The organism is Bradyrhizobium sp. P5_C12, assembly GCF_054049735.1.
Genome location: NZ_JBFULU010000030.1, coordinates 1 through 15,808, shown reverse-complemented (window position 1 = coordinate 15,808; position 15,808 = coordinate 1). Strand labels below are relative to the sequence as shown.

Below are 15,808 nucleotides of genomic sequence, written 5' to 3'. Positions count from 1 at the left end.
ACGGACCGACGCGCGGCCAGCAACGCAAGCACGCAGTGATAGAGGAAATGCGTGAGGTGATCCGTAAGGCGACGATACCAATTCAATCGGTTCACTACGCCGGTACCTGCAGGAAAGTGCGAAAGCATCTGCAAACCAGGGAAAGCGAACGCGGCGCTGCCCGCGCTGTACTTCATCCTTGAAATCAGCACCGAATTGGAGAAATCTGTCGGCATTTCAGATAGTATTTTTGGAGCGTGCAAATGACCGAGGCGGTAGAGGTCGTTCTGTGGAGTGCCGCGCTTGCCACTTGGATACTGATTTTCATCGGCTTGGTGGCCAACGGCGTGAAGACGCTTTCGAGCAGGTTCAGCCGCAGACTGAAAACTGAAAGTCGCCCCAAGGCTCCTGGTCTGCATCGAACCACGTCACCCTAGCTGCGTCGCGGAAAAACGCGCTTGGGCATTGGACTTGGTCCGTTTGCGATTGCTCGTAACCGGTGCATGGTCTTGCGCCGACAACAGCACCGCGGGCAAGAACCGTACGTCATGGAATTTAAGGCGCAGCAGCCAAATTGCAGTCTTCACCTTTAAACGGGAGGACATTGTGAGATCTTTGCGCAAGGCGTCGCTTCACACGTTGATCTTTTTGGTAGCCGTAAGCTCGCTCAGCAGCGGCGGCGTGACCCAGATGCGTGCCGCATCGTCCTCCGAGGGTCTGCCCGACTGGGCCTTCTTGTGGGACCCGGCCGTGAAGGTACCCCCACCCGACGACAAGCCCAACCCGCTTCCGGGGAGCAGCGTGGCGTTCAGCTGGAAGCAGGCGCGTGATCTGTTCTTCGCCCCCGACTGGCATCCGGACGATCATTCAGTCATGCCGGAGATCGTTGCGAATGGACGAAAGCCCGAGGTTCGCGCCTGCGGATCATGTCACCGTGTCGAGGGTACAGGTGGTCCCGAAAATGCAAGTCTCGCCGGCCTGCCCGTAAGCTACTTCGTTCAGCAAGTCGCGGACTTCAAGAGCGGCGCGAGGAAGATGTCGGGCCCTGAGCGGCCCTCAACACAATTGATGATGGCATCGGTCAAAGCCATGACTGACGCCGAGGCTCTCGCTGCCGCAGAATATTTCGCGGCGTTGAAACCCAAGCGCGTCATCAAAGTCGTCGAGGCAGACACGATTCCGAAGACCGGGCCATCGCGGTTGTTCTTCGTGAAAAGTCCGGAAGGTGGCACGGAGCGACTTGACCGGCGGATTGTCGAGATGCCTGACGACGTGGATCAGTTCGAACTGCGCGACTCACGCGCGATGTTTACTGCCTACGTGCCGATTGGAAGCCTGGCAAAGGGAGAGGCGCTGGCGAAAGGCGGCGGACCAGGCGCGGCCGCCAGCTGCGCAACCTGCCATGGGTCGGAATTAAAGGGGACAGACTCGGCTCCGTCGATCGCGGGACGATCTCCGACTTATGTCGTGCGCCAACTGGTGGAGTTTCGGCAAAACACACGCACCAGCGACGCAGCCGCCCTCATGCGGCAGATTGTCGAAAATCTCTCGCAAGACGACATGATCGCGCTTGCGGCTTACCTCGGTTCGCTCGAGCCTTGATCTGAGCCCGAGCGGCGCCAACCTGCGACCGCAAGCCCGGTCGGAGCAGCCGTCAGGTCGCGGCCTTCTTCTTCGCCTTCGGCTTGACTGCCTTCGGCGCCGGCTGCGGCTCGGGATTGCCCTCGATCGATGACAGGCGGCCCGAGGTGAAGGTGTAGATGCCCGCGCGCGGACCCGTATTCCAGGTGACGACGGCGACACGCCTGCCGGCGGCATCATTGGAGAGGTTGACGTTGGAGGGCCCGCCGATGCCGCGCACCACGTCGCATTCGGTGTGGCCGAGCGCGACCGTGCCGCCCGCCGGTGCGGTCGTCGACGCATTGGCGTCAGCCGGCCCGGGAGGCGGCGCCATGCCGGGACAGGCGCCGTCGGCGCTGACGAGATCCTCGGCTCGCACCGGCTTGTCGGGGGTCAGCGGCGGCGATTCGATCGAGATGTTCTTGATGAACAGGCGGCCGGGCTTCTGAAACCACTCGGCATCCTTGGACAACAGGTCGGGGGCACCGCCCGAACAGCCCGCGATCAGCGGTGCGACGGTGGCCAACGCAACTATGAGCGACCTGGGAAGCTTTTGATGTCGCACGATAAACTAAATTCCCCGCGTGAAGGACCAGCCCTAAGCGATTGTCCCAACATCCCTTTGCGGCACGAAGGTGGCCAAAGCCAGTCTGCCCCGGAAAGTGCAAATTATCATTAATTGCGAGCGACGGCTAATTCCGCCGCTGCCACCGGCCGCGCTCGTCGGCCTGCCAGTAAGTGACCTCAAATCCCTTCGTCTTGCAATCCGTCCAGGCGCTTCGAGCCAACGCCAGCGCGTCCGGATCGTCGCCGTTGAACAACAGCACCATGCGCGCGTAGCTCTCCGAGTCCTGCGGCAGTGCCGCGTTGTCGACCAGGAAGCGGACATGGGCGCCGTTCGGATTGCCTTCCTCGATCGCGAGCACGATCGGCTGATCAGCGGCATCGTTCACGCGCCATGTCGCGTGCGGCAGGAAGGAATCGTCGCGATAGGTCCACAGATGCGCGTCGAGCGCATCGGCGCGCTCCTCCGAGGTCGACTGCACCACGACGCGCCAGCCGCGCTCGAGCGATTTCTCGAGAAGCGGCGGCAACACGTTCTCCACCGTCATGTTTTGCAGATGGTAGAACAGCACTTCAGTCATCTTGGCTCATTTGCGCTCGTAGTGATCCGCGACCAATCGATCAAGAAGCCGGACGCCATAGCCGCTGCTCCAGCTCTGGTTGATATCGGTCTTCGGCGCGCCCATCGCGGTGCCGGCGATGTCGAGATGCGCCCAGGGCGTGCCGTCGACGAAGCGCTGCAGGAACTGCGCCGCGGTAATCGAGCCGCCATGGCGGCCGCCGGTGTTCTTCATGTCGGCGAACTGGGAATCGATCAGCTTGTCGTATTCGGGACCGAGCGGCATGCGCCAGACCTTTTCCCCGCTCTCGATGCCGGCCGCCAGCAGGCGCTCGGCGAGCTCGTCATTGTTGGAGAACATGCCGGCATGATCGGTGCCGAGCGCGACGACGATCGCGCCGGTCAGCGTCGCCAGGTCGACCATGAATTTCGGCTTGGTCTTCTTGGCCACGTACCAGAGCACGTCGGCGAGCACGAGACGGCCTTCCGCGTCGGTGTTGATGATCTCGATGGTCTGGCCCGACATCGAGGTGACGATGTCGCCCGGCCGCTGCGCGTTACCGTCCGGCATGTTCTCGACGAGGCCGATGGCGCCGACCACGTTGACCTTGGCTTTGCGGGCCGCCAGCGCGTGCATCAGGCCGACGACGCAGGCCGCTCCCCCCATGTCGCCCTTCATGTCCTCCATGCTGCCGGCCGGCTTGATCGAGATGCCGCCGGTGTCGAAGCAGACGCCCTTGCCGACAAAGGCGACCGGCGCCTCGCCTTTCTTGCCACCCTCCCAGCGCATGATCACGGTGCGGCTCGGCCGCGCCGAGCCCTGGCCGACACCGAGCAGCGCGCCCATGCCGAGCTTGTCCATCGCCTTGACGTCGAGCACCTCGACCTTGACGCCGAGCTTGCGGAGCTGGCTCGCGCGGCGCGCGAATTCTTCGGGATAGAGCACGTTCGGCGGCTCGTTGACGAGGTCGCGCGCGATGATCACGCCGTCGACGACATGCCCGGCCGATGCGAAAGCCTTTTTCGCCGCGGCGGCATCGCCAACCGCCAACGAGACCTCGGCGCGTGAGCCGCCCTCCTCGCCGTCCTTCTTCTTGGTCTTGTAGCGGTCGAATTTGTAGGCGCGCAGCCGCAGGCCCGAGGCGATCGCGACCGCCTGCTCGCTCGCCATGGCGCCATCGGGCAATTCCGCCATGATGGTCATGGCGGCAGTCCCGGCAGGAAGCTTGCTCGCCGCCACGCCGCCGAATTTGAGCAAATCGTTGGTCTTCAGGCTTGCCGCCTTGCCGGCCCCGATCACGATCAAACGGGTGGCCTTCACCCCCTCCGGCGCCAGGATGTCGAGCGCGGCTCCGCTTTTGCCCTTGAAGGCGGCGGCGGAGGCCGCCCGCTTCACAAGATCGTTGGCACCGCCCAGCGCCTTGGCAGTCGCCGGCCCCATTTTCAGACTGTCGTCGCAGAACACCACCAGGATGCCACGGGGGGCGGCAGACAACGGGACAAAGCCGACCTTGATGGCATCGGACATGGGTAACTCCTCCAAAACGTGGGGCTTTTTGCCGTCTGCGGTCTTGGCCGGAGGCCGGACCTGAACGGCGATTCACAGGACTTTGCGCACTATGGGCCACCGGCCGGGCAGATGCCAAGCGCTGCCCGTGGCCGCCATGCCACAACGAGGGAAATATTAACCATATATTGACGGTGCCATGGGGCAGCCATTTTGTTGACGGATCAAAGGGATGGTAGTGAGAAAGTAAGCCGGCGGACGAGATGGCTGCACGACCCTGGGGATCCCTTCCGGGATGGGTCGGACAGCCGGAGATTCCGGTGACTGCATTGGGGCTTTGGTGGGGATCGTGCGGTAGCGCATGGGGTCGATCGACAGGTATATCTTCCGCACGACGCTGGCGTCGTTTGCGCTGGTCCTGGTCAGCCTCACCGGCGTGATCTGGATTACGCAGGCGTTGCGCGGCATCGACCTGATGACGAGCCAGGGTCAGACCATCCTCACCTTCCTCGGCATCACCAGCCTGGTCGTGCCGGCGCTGGTCCTGATCATCTCGCCGATCGCGCTGATGATCGCGATCTCGCACACGCTGAACAAGCTCGCGACCGATTCCGAGATCATCGTGATGAATGCCGCCGGCTTCTCGCCGTTCCGGCTGTTCTATCCGTTCTTCTACGCCACCTGCGTGGTGGCGCTGCTGGTCGCCTTCATCGCCGCCTATCTCGCCCCCGACGGCATGCGGCGGATCAAGCAGTGGGACGCCGAGATCACCGCGGACGTGCTCACCAACATCCTCCAGCCCGGCCGCTTCGCCCAGCTCGACAAGAACCTCACGATCCGGATCCGCGAACGCCAGCCCGGCGGCGTCCTCGCCGGCATCTTCATCGACGACCGCCGCGATCCGAACGAGCGCGTCTCGATCGTCGCCGAGCACGGCGAGGTGGTGAAGAACGAGACCGGATCGTTCCTGGTGCTGAAGGACGGCAATCTCCAGCGCTTCGAGGCCGGCAAGCGCGATCCCGCACTGGTGGCGTTCGGCCGCTACGGCTTCGACATGTCGAAGTTCTCCAACCAGGGCCGCGACGTCACGCTCGGCATCCGCGAACGCTATCTGTGGGAGCTGTTCTCGCCGTCCGAGGACGACCCGGTCTACAAACAGATTCCCGGGCAGTTCCGCTCGGCCCTGCACGACAGCCTGTTGGCGCCGATCTATCCCTTCGCCTTTGCCGCGCTGACCTTCGCCTTCCTCGGCGCGCCGCGCACCACCCGCCAGAGCCGCAACTTCTCGATCGGCGGCTCCATCCTCGCAGTGTTCGGACTGCGCATGGCGGGATTTGCCTGTTCAGTGATGGCGGTGAAGTCGCCTGCCCCGGTGCTGTTTCAATACGCGATGGTCATCGGCGCCATCGGCGTCGGGCTGTGGATGATCATCGGCGGCATCGTTGTCGAGCCGCCGCCCCGCCTCATGGAGGCCATCAACAGGTCGAACGCGCGCATTGCGCGGCTGTTCGGACGGCCGGCCGCCGCATGAGCATGCTCACCAACACACTCGGGCGCTATTTCGCCGGCCGCTTCGTCGTCGCGGCGCTCGGCGTGTTCGCGAGCATTTTCCTGCTGCTGGTGCTGGTCGACTACATCGAGATGGTACGCAAGACCTCCGGCCTTGCGTCCGCCTCCGCGATCATGGTGGCGGAGACCTCGCTGTTCCGGGTGCCGCAGCTCTTGGAGAAGCTGACGCCGTTCTGCATGCTGATCGGCGCCATGACCTGCTATCTCGCGCTGTCACGCCGGCTCGAGCTCGTGGTCGCCCGCGCCGCCGGCATCTCGGCATGGCAGTTCATCTCGCCCGCGCTCGGCAGCGCGCTCCTGATCGGGGTGATCGCCACCATCGCCTATAATCCGATGTCGGCGAATCTGCGCGAGCTCTCCAAGCGCATGGAGGCCGAGCTGTTCGGCTCGGCGCCCGGCGGCGGCATCCAGGACGCCTCGGGCTTCTGGCTCAATCAGGTCACCAATGACGGCCAGACCATCATCAACGCGGCCCGCAGCGAGCAGCAGGGCGTGCGGCTGACCGGGCTGACTCTGTTCCGATTCGATACGGATTGGCGTTTCAAGGAGCGGATCGAGGCGCGCGAGGCGACGCTGGAGGACGGCCACTGGCTGTTCAAGAACGTGCGGCGCTTCACGCTGGACGCGCCGCCGGTCGACCAGGCGAAGCTCGAGATTCCGACGACACTGACCGAGGCCCAGGTCCGCAACAGCTTTTCCACACCCGAGACTGTGTCCTTTTGGCAACTACCGAGCTACATCCGCTCGTCCGAAAGCTCGGGCTTCGCGACAGCGGGATATCGACTCCAGTATCACAAGCTGCTGGCGCAGCCGTTTTTGCTCGCCGCGATGGTGATGCTGGCGGCTTCCGTGTCGTTGCGCTTCTTCCGGATGGGTGGCGTACAGAAGATGGTTTTGAGTGGCGTGGGCGCAGGCTTTCTGCTCTACGTTCTGTCGAAAGTGACTGAAGATTTGAGCAAGGCTGAGTTGATGCATCCGATCGCTGCGGCGTGGTTGCCCGCAGTGGTGGGCGGCCTCACCGGCTTTTTGGCCTTGCTGTATCAGGAGGACGGTTAGTGACTGCCGTCCATCGAGGGCTCGTGTCTCGTTTGACGCGGCGCACTGTGGTGCGCGCGAACGGGTGCGGCTTGTCGATTCGCAGGCTCCTGATTGCCGTCGTCGCGGCTGCCTCGCTCGGCGGATTGATCGACGTCGCCGCCGTGACTCCGGCCGGCGCGCAGGGCTTCACCTTCAATCCGCTGCCGCCGCGTCCGAAGCCGCCGAAGGCCGTCAACGACAACCAGATGCTCGTGCAGGCGACCGAGGTCGACTACGACTACAACAATTCGCGCGTCTCCGCGGTCGGCAACGTCCAGCTGTTCTACAACGGCACCAGCGTCGAGGCCGACAGGGTCGTCTACGACCAGAAGACCAAGCGCCTCCATGCCGAAGGCAACATCCGCATGACGGATGCCGAAGGCAAGATCACCTATGCCGAGATCATGGATCTCTCCGACGACTACCGCGACGGTTTCGTCGATTCGCTGCGCGTGGACACCGCCGACCAGACCCGCATGGCCGCGAGCCGCGCCGACCGTTCCAGCGGCAACTACACGGTGTTCGAGAACGGCGTCTACACGGCCTGCGCGCCGTGCAAGGACGATCCGAAGAAGCCACCGCTGTGGCAGGTCAAGGGTGCGCGCATCATCCACGACCAGCAGGAGAAGATGCTGTATTTCGAGACGGCGCAGCTCGAATTCTTCGGCGTGCCGCTCGCCTACATGCCCTACTTCTCGACGCCCGACCCGACCGTGAAGCGCAAGTCCGGCTTCCTGATGCCCGGCTACTTTCCCGGCACGACCAACACCGGCTTCGGCGCCGAGGTTCCCTATTATTGGGCGATCGCGCCCGACATGGACGCAACCATCACCCCGCGCTTCCTGTCGCGGCAGGGTGTGCTGCTGCAGGGTGAATTCCGTCAGCGGCTGATCGACGGTGCCTATCAGATCCGCGCCTATGGCATCGACCAGCTCGATCCCGGCGCCTTTGCGGGACTGCCGGGCGACCGTCAATTCCGCGGCGCCGTCGACACCAAGGGTCAGTTCGCGCTGAACGACAAATGGGTCTGGGGTTGGGACGGCGTCCTGATGTCGGACTACTACTTCTTCTCGGACTACCGTCTGGCGCAGTACCGCGATCCGCTCGGCTCGTTCCTGAACCTGCCGACCGACGCGATTTCGCAGCTCTATCTGACCGGCGTCGGCAATCGCAGCTTCTTCGACGCGCGCACGATGTACTGGCTGAGCTACTCGGGCAACCAGAGCCAGGTGCCGATCGTCTACCCCGTGATCGACTACTCGAACGTGCTCAACTATCCGGTCTTCGGCGGCGAGTTCAGCTACAGGACCAACTTCGTGAACCTGTCGCGTGACGACGCGGTGTTCGACCCGATCACGACGCTCGCCAACACCAACGGCCTGTGCACGACGGCGTCGGCCGATCCGCTCGCGCGCACGCCGTCGCAGTGCCTGCTGCGCGGCTTCCCGGGCACCTACACCCGACTGAGCGCGGAAGCGCAGTGGCGCAAATCCTTCACCGATCCGTTCGGTGAGATCTGGACGCCGTTCGCCATTCTCCGCGCCGATGCGATCAACGCCTCGGTCTCCAACCAGCCGGGCGTCTCGAACTACCTGCCCGTCGGCGACACCCAGGCGTTCCGCCTGATGCCGACCGTCGGCCTCGAATACCGCTATCCCTTCATCAACATTCAGCCCTGGGGCTCGACCACCGTCGAGCCGATCGCCCAGATCATCATCCGGCCGAACGAGACCTATGCCGGCAAGTTCCCGAACGAGGACGCCCAGAGCATGGTGTTCGACACCTCGAACCTGTTCAGCGTCGACAAGTTCTCCGGCTACGACCGCGTCGAGGGCGGCGGCCGCGCCAATGTCGGTGTGCAGTCCACCACGCAGTTCGACAAGGGCGGCGCCGTCAAAGTGCTGTTCGGCCAGTCCTACCAGCTGTTCGGCCTGAACTCCTACGCGGTCCAGGACTCCATCAATACCGGCCTCGATTCCGGCCTCGACAAGCCGCGCTCGGATTACGTCGCGGGCGCCAGCTACTCGCCCAACAGCACCTACACGTTCAGCGTCCGCTCCCGCATGGACGAGCAGACCTGGAACGTGCAGCGCTTCGAGGCGGAAGGCCGTGCCAATTTCAATCGCTGGTCGGTCAGCATGATGTACGGCAATTACGCGCCGCAGCCCGAGCTCGGTTATCTGACCCGCCGCGAAGGCATCCTGACCTCCGGCTCGCTGAAGGTCGCGACCAATTGGGTGGTCTCGGGCTCGGCGCGCTGGGACCTCGAGGCCAACAAGATCAACCAGTATGTGCTCGGCGCCGGCTATGTCGACGATTGCTTCGTGCTGGCGGCGAACTATGTAACTTCGTATAGTTATTCCGCGGGTACGACGCCGCCGGTCTTGAGCCATGCGTTCATGTTCCAGATCGGCTTGCGCACGCTGGCGACCACGTCGGCGACCAGCAGTTCCGCCGGCGGCATCCAGTGAACGGTTTGAAGTGACGGCCGCGTGTTCCCGATCGCAGGTTCACCGCGGCTGACATGCGAGCGACAACCATGACGAATCCATTGCCTGTCTTGCGCCTCCTCCTGGTCTTGGCCGGACTGATCCTGATCGGCACGCCGGCGCGGGCGCAGAACATCGTCGTCATGGTCAACGGCGATCCCATCACCGATTTCGACATCGATCAGCGCTCCAAGCTCGACCAGTTGACGACGCAGAAGACCCCGAGCCGGCAGGCCGTCATCGACGAGCTCATCGAAGACAAGATCAAGATGAAGGAAGGCAAGAAATACGGCGTCGATCCGGGCGTCGCCGACATCAACCAGTCCTATGAGGGCATGGCGCAGCGCATGCGCATCACGCCGGAGCAGCTCACCAAGTCGCTCGAGGTCAAGGGCGTCCGTCCCGAAACCCTGAAAGGCCGCATGAAGGCCGAGATGGTCTGGACCAGCCTCGTTCGCGGCCGCTACAAGGAGCGCCTCCAGGTCGGCGAGCGCGACGTCGCGGCGGCCGTGCAGGCCCAGACCGGAGAGAAGCTCCAGATCGAAGGCACCGAATACAAGATGCAGCCGATCGTGCTGATCGTGCCGCGCGGATCGTCCCCGGCCTTCCTGGAGACCCGCCAGAAGGAGGCCGAGACGTATCGCTCGCGCGTCGCGAGCTGCGACGAAGCCAATTCGCTGTTCCGCTCGACGCCGAACGCGACCATCCGCGAGAGCGTCACCAAGACGACCGCGGAGCTGCCCGAGGCATTGCGCAAGGTGCTCGACGACACGCCGATCGGCCACCTCACAGCGCCAGAGGTGACCAAGCAGGGCATTGAGATGGTCGTGCTCTGCTCGCGCAAGCCGACCATGATCGACACGCCCAAGAAGCGCGAGGTGCGCGAGAAGATGTATCAGGAGAAATACGAGAAGACGCAGAAGGCCTATCTCGATGAGATCCGCAAGGCGGCGATGATCGAATATCGCAACCGCTGATGGCTACGCCCGCTGCAAAGCCCCTCGCCCTGACCCTGGGAGAGCCCGCCGGCATCGGCCCCGACATCACGATCGCAGCCTGGCTCAGGCGCCGTGAATTGAACCTGCCCGCCTTCTATCTGCTCGGCGACGCGGCGCTGATCGCGCGCCGCGCGAAAGCGCTCGGAGCCGGCATCGGCATTGCCGAGGTGAGCGCGGGAGAGGCCGCGGCGGCCTTCGCCGACGCTTTGCCGGTGGTCGCGACCGGCGAGACCGCGACGGCCGGTCCCGGCAAGCCCGACGCATCGAGCGCGCCGGCCGCTCTCGCCTCGATCCGCCATGCGGTCGCCGACGTCCGCGCCGGGCGCGCCGCGGCCATCGTCACCAACCCGATCGCCAAGAGCGTGCTCTATCGCGCAGGCTTCCGCCATCCCGGCCACACCGAATTCCTCGCCGAGCTCGCGGCAGCGGATGGCCACGTGCCGCAACCGGTGATGATGCTGTGGTCGCCGCGGCTCGCCGTGGTGCCGGTGACCATCCACGTCTCGCTGCGCGAGGCGCTCGACCACCTCACCAGCGATCTCATCGTCTCGACCGTGCGCATCGCCGCCGCCGAGCTGACATCACGCTTCGGCATCGCGCGGCCGCGGATCGCGATTTCCGGCCTCAATCCGCATGCCGGCGAGGACGGCTCGCTCGGACACGAGGAGCAGACCATCATCACGCCGGCGCTCAAGACGCTGCGCAGCGACGGCATCGAGGTCAGGGGGCCGCTGCCTGCCGACACCATGTTCCACGACGCCGCGCGAAGCAGCTATGACTGCGCGGTCTGCATGTATCACGACCAGGCGCTGATCCCGATCAAGACGATCGCCTTCGACGACGCGGTCAACGTCACGCTCGGCCTGCCCTTCATCCGGACCTCGCCCGATCACGGCACCGCGTTCGACATCGCAGGCAGCGGCAAGGCCAATCCCGCGAGCCTGATCGCGGCGCTCCAGCTTGCGAGCCGCATGGCGGCGACGTAGTGCCGCCGATCTGAAGTTCCTGCAGTGCAGGCCGCGAGTTCGTTCCAGGAACTTCAGATCGACAAGCGGCACTACGATGATAATTTCTTGGCGCCCTTAGCTTTCCGAAGTTCGTACAAAGGGTGCCGCGGTTTATGACGAACTTCGGAAAGCTAAGGGCACCCGCTGATGAGCGCGATCGACGACCTCCCGCCGCTTCGCGAGGTCATTCGCCAGCATGCTCTGTCGGCCCGCAAATCGTTGGGGCAGAATTTCCTCCTCGACCTCAATCTCACCGCGCGCATCGCGCGCGCGGCCGCGCCGCTGGAAGACTCCACCATCGTCGAGATCGGCCCGGGCCCGGGCGGGCTGACCCGCGCTTTGCTCGCGCTTGGTGCCAGGCGCGTCATCGCGATCGAGCACGACGCGCGCGCGATCCCCGCGCTGCAGGATATTTCCGCGCGCTATCCCGGCCGGCTCGAGATCGTACATGGCGATGCCATGACCTACGACCCGCGCCCGCTGCTCGACGGCGGTCAGGCAAAGATCGTCGCCAACCTGCCCTACAACATCGCGACCCAGCTTCTGATCGGCTGGCTTACGACCGAGCCCTGGCCGCCCTGGTACGAGATGATGGTGCTGATGTTCCAGCGCGAGGTCGGCGAACGCATCGTGGCGCGCGAGGACGAGGAAGCCTATGGCCGTCTCGGCGTGCTCGCCAACTGGCGCTGCGAGACGAAAATCCTGTTCGACATTGCCCCGTCGGCCTTCGTGCCGCCGCCGAAGGTCACCTCCTCCGTCGTGCGCCTGGTGCCGCGCGCAGAGCCTCTCGCCTGCGATCGCCGGCTGCTCGAACAGGTCGCGGCCGCCGCCTTCGGCCAGCGCCGCAAGATGCTGCGGCAGAGCCTGAAGTCGCTTGGCGTCGATCCGGCACGGCTTGCGCAGGCGGCCGGCGTCGACACGACGCGGCGCGCCGAGACCATTCCGATATCGGGCTTTGTTGCCATGGCGCGTGAATTGGCTGATATACGAAGCGAAAGCTAAGAACGAAATTTCGGAGGAAGGAATATGGCGTTGATGCGTCGGCAGTCCCTGGTCAAGTTCGATGCGCCGCTGTGCGAGACCATCGTCGACACGCCGAAGCCGAACGGCGCGGAGGTGCTGGTGCGCATCGAGCGCTGCGGCCTCTGCCATTCCGATTTGCACATCCAGGACGGCTATGCCGATCTCGGCGGCGGCAAGAAGCTCGACACCACGCGCGGCATGACGCTGCCGTTCACACTCGGCCACGAGATCGCGGGCGTGGTCGACGAAGTTGGTCCCGACGTGCCGGCCGGCCTCGTCGGCAGCAAGAAGGCGGTGTTTCCGTGGATCGGCTGCGGCCAGTGCCGCGACTGCAACAATGGCGACGAGAACCTCTGTGCGAAACAGCGCTTCCTCGGCGTCTCCATCGACGGCGGCTTTGCCAGCCACGTGCTGGTGCCCGACGCGAAATACCTGCTCGACTATGATCCCCTACCCGTCAACCAGGCCGCGACCTTGATGTGCTCCGGCGTGACCGCCTACGGCGCGCTCAAGCGCCTGGTCGACCGCCCGCGCCAGCGCAATTTGCTGCTGATCGGCCTCGGCGGCGTCGGCATGATGGGCCTGTCGTTCGCGCAAGCCATGTTCAAGCAGCCGATCACGGTCGCCGACCTCTCGCTGGCCGCGCGCGACACCGCGCTCAAGAACGGCGCAGCCGGCGCCTACGACCCGGCCGAACCGGAAGTGATCCGGCGCATCCTGAAGGAGACCGAAGGCGGCTTCGACGAGATCGTCGATTTCGCCGGCAACGAGAAGTCGATGGCGTTTGCGGTTGCGGTCGCCGCGCGCGGCGGCAAGATCGTGGTGTCCGGCCTGATGGGCGGCCAGTTCACGCTGCCGATGGTGCAATGGGTCTACAAGCGCCTGACCATCGAAGGCTTCATGGTCGGCACCCTCTCGGAAGCGCAGGAGCTGATGGCACTCGCCCGCGCCGGCAAGATCAAGCCGACGCCGATGCGGGAAGAGCCGATGGGCGACGTCCAGAAATGGATCGACGAGCTACGCGCCGGCAAGGTCGTCGGCCGCATCGTGCTGAAGAACTGACACGCGGAGAACCAGCAGCCCTCGGCGGCGGGATCGCATGTCTCGCCGCCCGCCGCTTGCGACAGCGCGAATTCAGCCGGGAACACCCTGCGAACAAGGAACGCTACGAGCCGGGCGGTGTTGGCAGCGCATGTCCATTCGCTGCACGGTCGAAACCGCATTCTTCATTGCCTGGAGCTGCCTCGAGCAGAGCGGCGAGCTCGGCTCGCCGGATGCGACCGCGAACATGCTGCTCGATGCCATCGAAGCGCGGCTCAAGACCGGCGAGCGGCGGCCATTGATGCTTGCCAACAAGGCGATCGACACCTACCGCGAGCAGGTTGCCCAAAGCCGCATGTCGGCCGAACGCAAAACACGCCATCGATAGCGGCCCTCGGACCCGCGGGCCTGGCGGCGTTCAGGCAGGTATCGGCCGGCGGTCTGTCGGGCCGCGCGCGGGGTGCGCACCCGGCAGCAGTGACGCTGCTCGGATCCGCAAGCTCCCTACGTTCACTCCTGAACAGAGCAGACGAGCTCCCTTCGAAATTCCGTAGTTCTCCGGCCGTGAACAGAGTTCGAGGCGTGATCAATTTGCAACGCCGGCGGCCCGCCGGTGTCGGCGACGGTCGGTTCCTCCGCGGAAACGCAGGGTTGGCCAAAACCGATTCCCGGCAAGGCATCAACGACAAGAAGCGTGGGGCCGCACGGAAAGTGGATGACTGAAATGCTGTCGCCAGCGCCCTCGCGGCGGTTTCGGTAGAGGGCTGGGCGCGAACACGGCAGAGCCGGCTATCGCTTCAATTCCGCAAGACGATTGAGCGATCGGATAGCCCGGCGCTGCCGAATTTCGATAGCGCTGGATCGCGCGCGTCTCGCGCCTCAGCTTGCCGCGAGGACAAACACAACTTGCATTAGCGCGCGAACGGCCATTCAATGCCAGCTTGAGCCGACAACATATTCTTTTCTGGTTTTTGAATGCGAACATTTCTCGTCATCCTCGGCATCTGGCTGCTGATCAACGTGCTCTTTGTCGTGATCATGATGCCGCCGCGAAAACCGCGGAAGCCGGATCACCCACGACCGTCCGCCGGCCTGGCCCCGGCAACAATCGAGCGCAACGGCTATCCCTTCGACGAAGACGAGAAGGTCTCGCTTCGCCACGCCATCATCGCCATTGCCATGGGCGCCCTGTTTTCCCTGACGCCGCCGCTGCTCGAAGCCGTGGATGACATCAAGCGGCTGATCAGGAAATGCCGCAAACCGGGCCGGCGGTCCGACGCCGCGGAGACCGATCAATCCCGGGAATCGATCCTTGACGAGCTCCGCGCCCGGGATACGCAGACGTCCGCCGAGGGATCTGCGGCGGACGAGCGAGACAGGCCGAAGCGCTAGCACCTGGCCTTGCTCCGGCACCAATCGCTTGTGCCGCCTTTGGAACGTCATGCGCCTCCGGCGCGTTTGCCCCTCGTGAAGGCAACGACAGTGCCTGAGCCGATGGCGGAGACAGCAGACCACGCCGGCGTACTGCATTGCGCCCGCGAAGGAGCCACACACTTGTTCAGTCTTGGCAAATGGTACGATCCGATATCCGAGCGCTGGATCGAGCCGCGACGCGCGCGCCTGGAAGCTGCATTGCCGACCCCGGCCGCGAACTACCTTCTCGACCTTCAGACGACCGTGGAAGTCAAACGCATCTGGCGCGCGCTGGTCGACTGCTGCACGCATGACTGACGCTCTTCCGCGTGCCCGGAAACGGAGGAACCTCCTGGTGGCCGCGCCGTTGACACTTGCATGAGCGATCCTGCACTCCACGCGAAGCCATTCTCGGCTGCGAAAGCACTACGATATCTGGCGATCGTCATCGGCTGCGCTTGCCTGTTGCTGGCCGCGGTCTGCTTCGTCATCGCGGGCCAGGTCTTCATCGAAACCGGCGTATTCGCGCAATCGAACGCGATCGTGGGCCTCATCAGCGCCGCGCTGGGATTTCTGGCCCTGACGCTTGCGCGCGTCTGGAAACAGGCTTTCGCAATTTCCTTGCGCAACCGCACCGACCCCAACGCTTCAGATTTGTGATCCGCTCCCGCCGAACCTCCCTATGACGTAAACAGCCTCCTCCGTCATTCCGGGATGCGTGCGCGAGCACGCAGGCCCGGAATCCATTGGGCCGCATGCTCTGCCGCGCGATGGATTCCGGGCTCGCGCTGCGCGCGCCCCGGAATGACGAGCGGAGGCCGTGGCCGCCCCACGTGACCCGTCGGGCAAAACACCCCGTCAATCCCTCGCCGCAAAAATATTTTCCTTTTCCGAATTTCGGATTTATGGCATACACGCCTCACCTCGGCCCTGCCAAAGGGGCGTTCGCGACCGTCACGAGA

15 protein-coding genes are annotated in these 15,808 nt (G+C 64.4%); 12 read left to right on the top strand and 3 right to left on the bottom strand.

Going from position 1 to position 15,808, the window contains the following annotated elements:
• The first annotated feature begins 459 nt into the window (after positions 1-459).
• On the top strand, positions 460-1,581 hold the full coding sequence (locus tag ACXJMY_RS24410; RefSeq protein WP_456621901.1) for a c-type cytochrome: 1,122 nt from the start codon (positions 460-462) through the stop codon (positions 1,579-1,581).
• Between the two features lie 52 nt (positions 1,582-1,633).
• On the opposite strand, the gene ACXJMY_RS24405 is transcribed toward ACXJMY_RS24410, so the two are convergent.
• The 3 genes from ACXJMY_RS24405 to ACXJMY_RS24395 all read right to left on the bottom strand — a co-directional run bounded on the left by ACXJMY_RS24405 (position 1,634) and on the right by ACXJMY_RS24395 (position 4,250).
• Entirely contained in the window at positions 1,634-2,125 is a 492-nt protein-coding gene (locus ACXJMY_RS24405; protein ID WP_456621900.1) for a hypothetical protein, read from the bottom strand.
• A gap of 166 nt (positions 2,126-2,291) precedes the next feature.
• Positions 2,292-2,744 (bottom strand): DNA polymerase III subunit chi, encoded by a 453-nt coding sequence (locus ACXJMY_RS24400; protein WP_456621899.1) that lies wholly within the window; start codon positions 2,742-2,744, stop codon positions 2,292-2,294.
• Positions 2,745-2,750: 6 nt separating this feature from the next.
• Positions 2,751-4,250, bottom strand: coding sequence for a leucyl aminopeptidase (locus ACXJMY_RS24395; protein ID WP_456621898.1), 1,500 nt, complete (start codon positions 4,248-4,250; stop codon positions 2,751-2,753).
• 340 nt (positions 4,251-4,590) lie between these two features.
• Here ACXJMY_RS24395 and lptF point away from each other — a divergent pair, with 340 nt between their 5' ends.
• From lptF to ACXJMY_RS24340, 11 genes are all read left to right on the top strand, one after another.
• Entirely contained in the window at positions 4,591-5,760 is a 1,170-nt protein-coding gene (gene lptF, locus ACXJMY_RS24390; RefSeq protein WP_456621897.1) for an LPS export ABC transporter permease LptF, read from the top strand.
• Positions 5,757-6,854, top strand: a complete 1,098-nt coding sequence (lptG, locus tag ACXJMY_RS24385) for an LPS export ABC transporter permease LptG (protein ID WP_456621896.1) — start codon at positions 5,757-5,759, stop codon at positions 6,852-6,854. The genes lptF and lptG overlap by 4 nt, the downstream gene beginning before the upstream one ends.
• The gene (locus ACXJMY_RS24380; protein WP_456621895.1) at positions 6,854-9,346 is read left to right on the top strand and encodes an LPS-assembly protein LptD; all 2,493 of its coding nucleotides are present in this window, start codon (positions 6,854-6,856) and stop codon (positions 9,344-9,346) included. Before lptG ends, ACXJMY_RS24380 begins: the two co-directional genes overlap by 1 nt.
• Positions 9,347-9,414: 68 nt before the next feature.
• Positions 9,415-10,341, top strand: coding sequence for a peptidylprolyl isomerase (locus tag ACXJMY_RS24375; RefSeq protein WP_456621894.1), 927 nt, complete (start codon positions 9,415-9,417; stop codon positions 10,339-10,341).
• Complete coding sequence (gene pdxA / locus ACXJMY_RS24370) at positions 10,341-11,348, top strand: 4-hydroxythreonine-4-phosphate dehydrogenase PdxA (protein ID WP_456621893.1); 1,008 nt, start codon at positions 10,341-10,343, stop codon at positions 11,346-11,348. The genes ACXJMY_RS24375 and pdxA overlap by 1 nt, the downstream gene beginning before the upstream one ends.
• A 168-nt stretch (positions 11,349-11,516) precedes the next feature.
• The gene (rsmA, locus tag ACXJMY_RS24365; protein ID WP_456621892.1) at positions 11,517-12,371 is read left to right on the top strand and encodes a 16S rRNA (adenine(1518)-N(6)/adenine(1519)-N(6))-dimethyltransferase RsmA; all 855 of its coding nucleotides are present in this window, start codon (positions 11,517-11,519) and stop codon (positions 12,369-12,371) included.
• A 24-nt stretch (positions 12,372-12,395) separates the two neighbouring features.
• Entirely contained in the window at positions 12,396-13,454 is a 1,059-nt protein-coding gene (locus tag ACXJMY_RS24360; protein ID WP_456621891.1) for an alcohol dehydrogenase, read from the top strand.
• Between the two features lie 130 nt (positions 13,455-13,584).
• On the top strand, positions 13,585-13,821 hold the full coding sequence (locus ACXJMY_RS24355; RefSeq protein WP_456621890.1) for a hypothetical protein: 237 nt from the start codon (positions 13,585-13,587) through the stop codon (positions 13,819-13,821).
• A gap of 587 nt (positions 13,822-14,408) precedes the next feature.
• Positions 14,409-14,825, top strand: coding sequence for a phosphonate metabolism protein PhnM (locus ACXJMY_RS24350; protein WP_456621889.1), 417 nt, complete (start codon positions 14,409-14,411; stop codon positions 14,823-14,825).
• Between the two features lie 162 nt (positions 14,826-14,987).
• A complete protein-coding gene (locus tag ACXJMY_RS24345; RefSeq protein ID WP_456621888.1) occupies positions 14,988-15,164 on the top strand; it encodes a hypothetical protein in 177 nt (58 codons plus the stop codon).
• Between the two features lie 60 nt (positions 15,165-15,224).
• On the top strand, positions 15,225-15,506 hold the full coding sequence (locus ACXJMY_RS24340) for a hypothetical protein (RefSeq protein ID WP_456621887.1): 282 nt from the start codon (positions 15,225-15,227) through the stop codon (positions 15,504-15,506).
• The last annotated feature ends 302 nt before the right edge of the window (positions 15,507-15,808 follow it).

What these genes read in the sequence shown, in the direction of transcription:
- rsmA (WP_456621892.1), top strand. Translation starts at nt 11,517, where the DNA reads ATGAGCGCGATCGACGACCTCCCGCCGCTTCGCGAGGTCATTCGCCAG.
- ACXJMY_RS24395 (WP_456621898.1), bottom strand. Translation starts at nt 4,250, where the DNA reads ATGTCCGATGCCATCAAGGTCGGCTTTGTCCCGTTGTCTGCCGCCCCC.
- lptG (WP_456621896.1), top strand. Translation starts at nt 5,757, where the DNA reads ATGAGCATGCTCACCAACACACTCGGGCGCTATTTCGCCGGCCGCTTC.
- ACXJMY_RS24360 (WP_456621891.1), top strand. Translation starts at nt 12,396, where the DNA reads ATGGCGTTGATGCGTCGGCAGTCCCTGGTCAAGTTCGATGCGCCGCTG.
- ACXJMY_RS24340 (WP_456621887.1), top strand. Translation starts at nt 15,225, where the DNA reads ATGAGCGATCCTGCACTCCACGCGAAGCCATTCTCGGCTGCGAAAGCA.
- ACXJMY_RS24355 (WP_456621890.1), top strand. Translation starts at nt 13,585, where the DNA reads ATGTCCATTCGCTGCACGGTCGAAACCGCATTCTTCATTGCCTGGAGC.
- lptF (WP_456621897.1), top strand. Translation starts at nt 4,591, where the DNA reads ATGGGGTCGATCGACAGGTATATCTTCCGCACGACGCTGGCGTCGTTT.
- ACXJMY_RS24375 (WP_456621894.1), top strand. Translation starts at nt 9,415, where the DNA reads ATGACGAATCCATTGCCTGTCTTGCGCCTCCTCCTGGTCTTGGCCGGA.
- ACXJMY_RS24400 (WP_456621899.1), bottom strand. Translation starts at nt 2,744, where the DNA reads ATGACTGAAGTGCTGTTCTACCATCTGCAAAACATGACGGTGGAGAAC.
- ACXJMY_RS24350 (WP_456621889.1), top strand. Translation starts at nt 14,409, where the DNA reads ATGCGAACATTTCTCGTCATCCTCGGCATCTGGCTGCTGATCAACGTG.
- pdxA (WP_456621893.1), top strand. Translation starts at nt 10,341, where the DNA reads ATGGCTACGCCCGCTGCAAAGCCCCTCGCCCTGACCCTGGGAGAGCCC.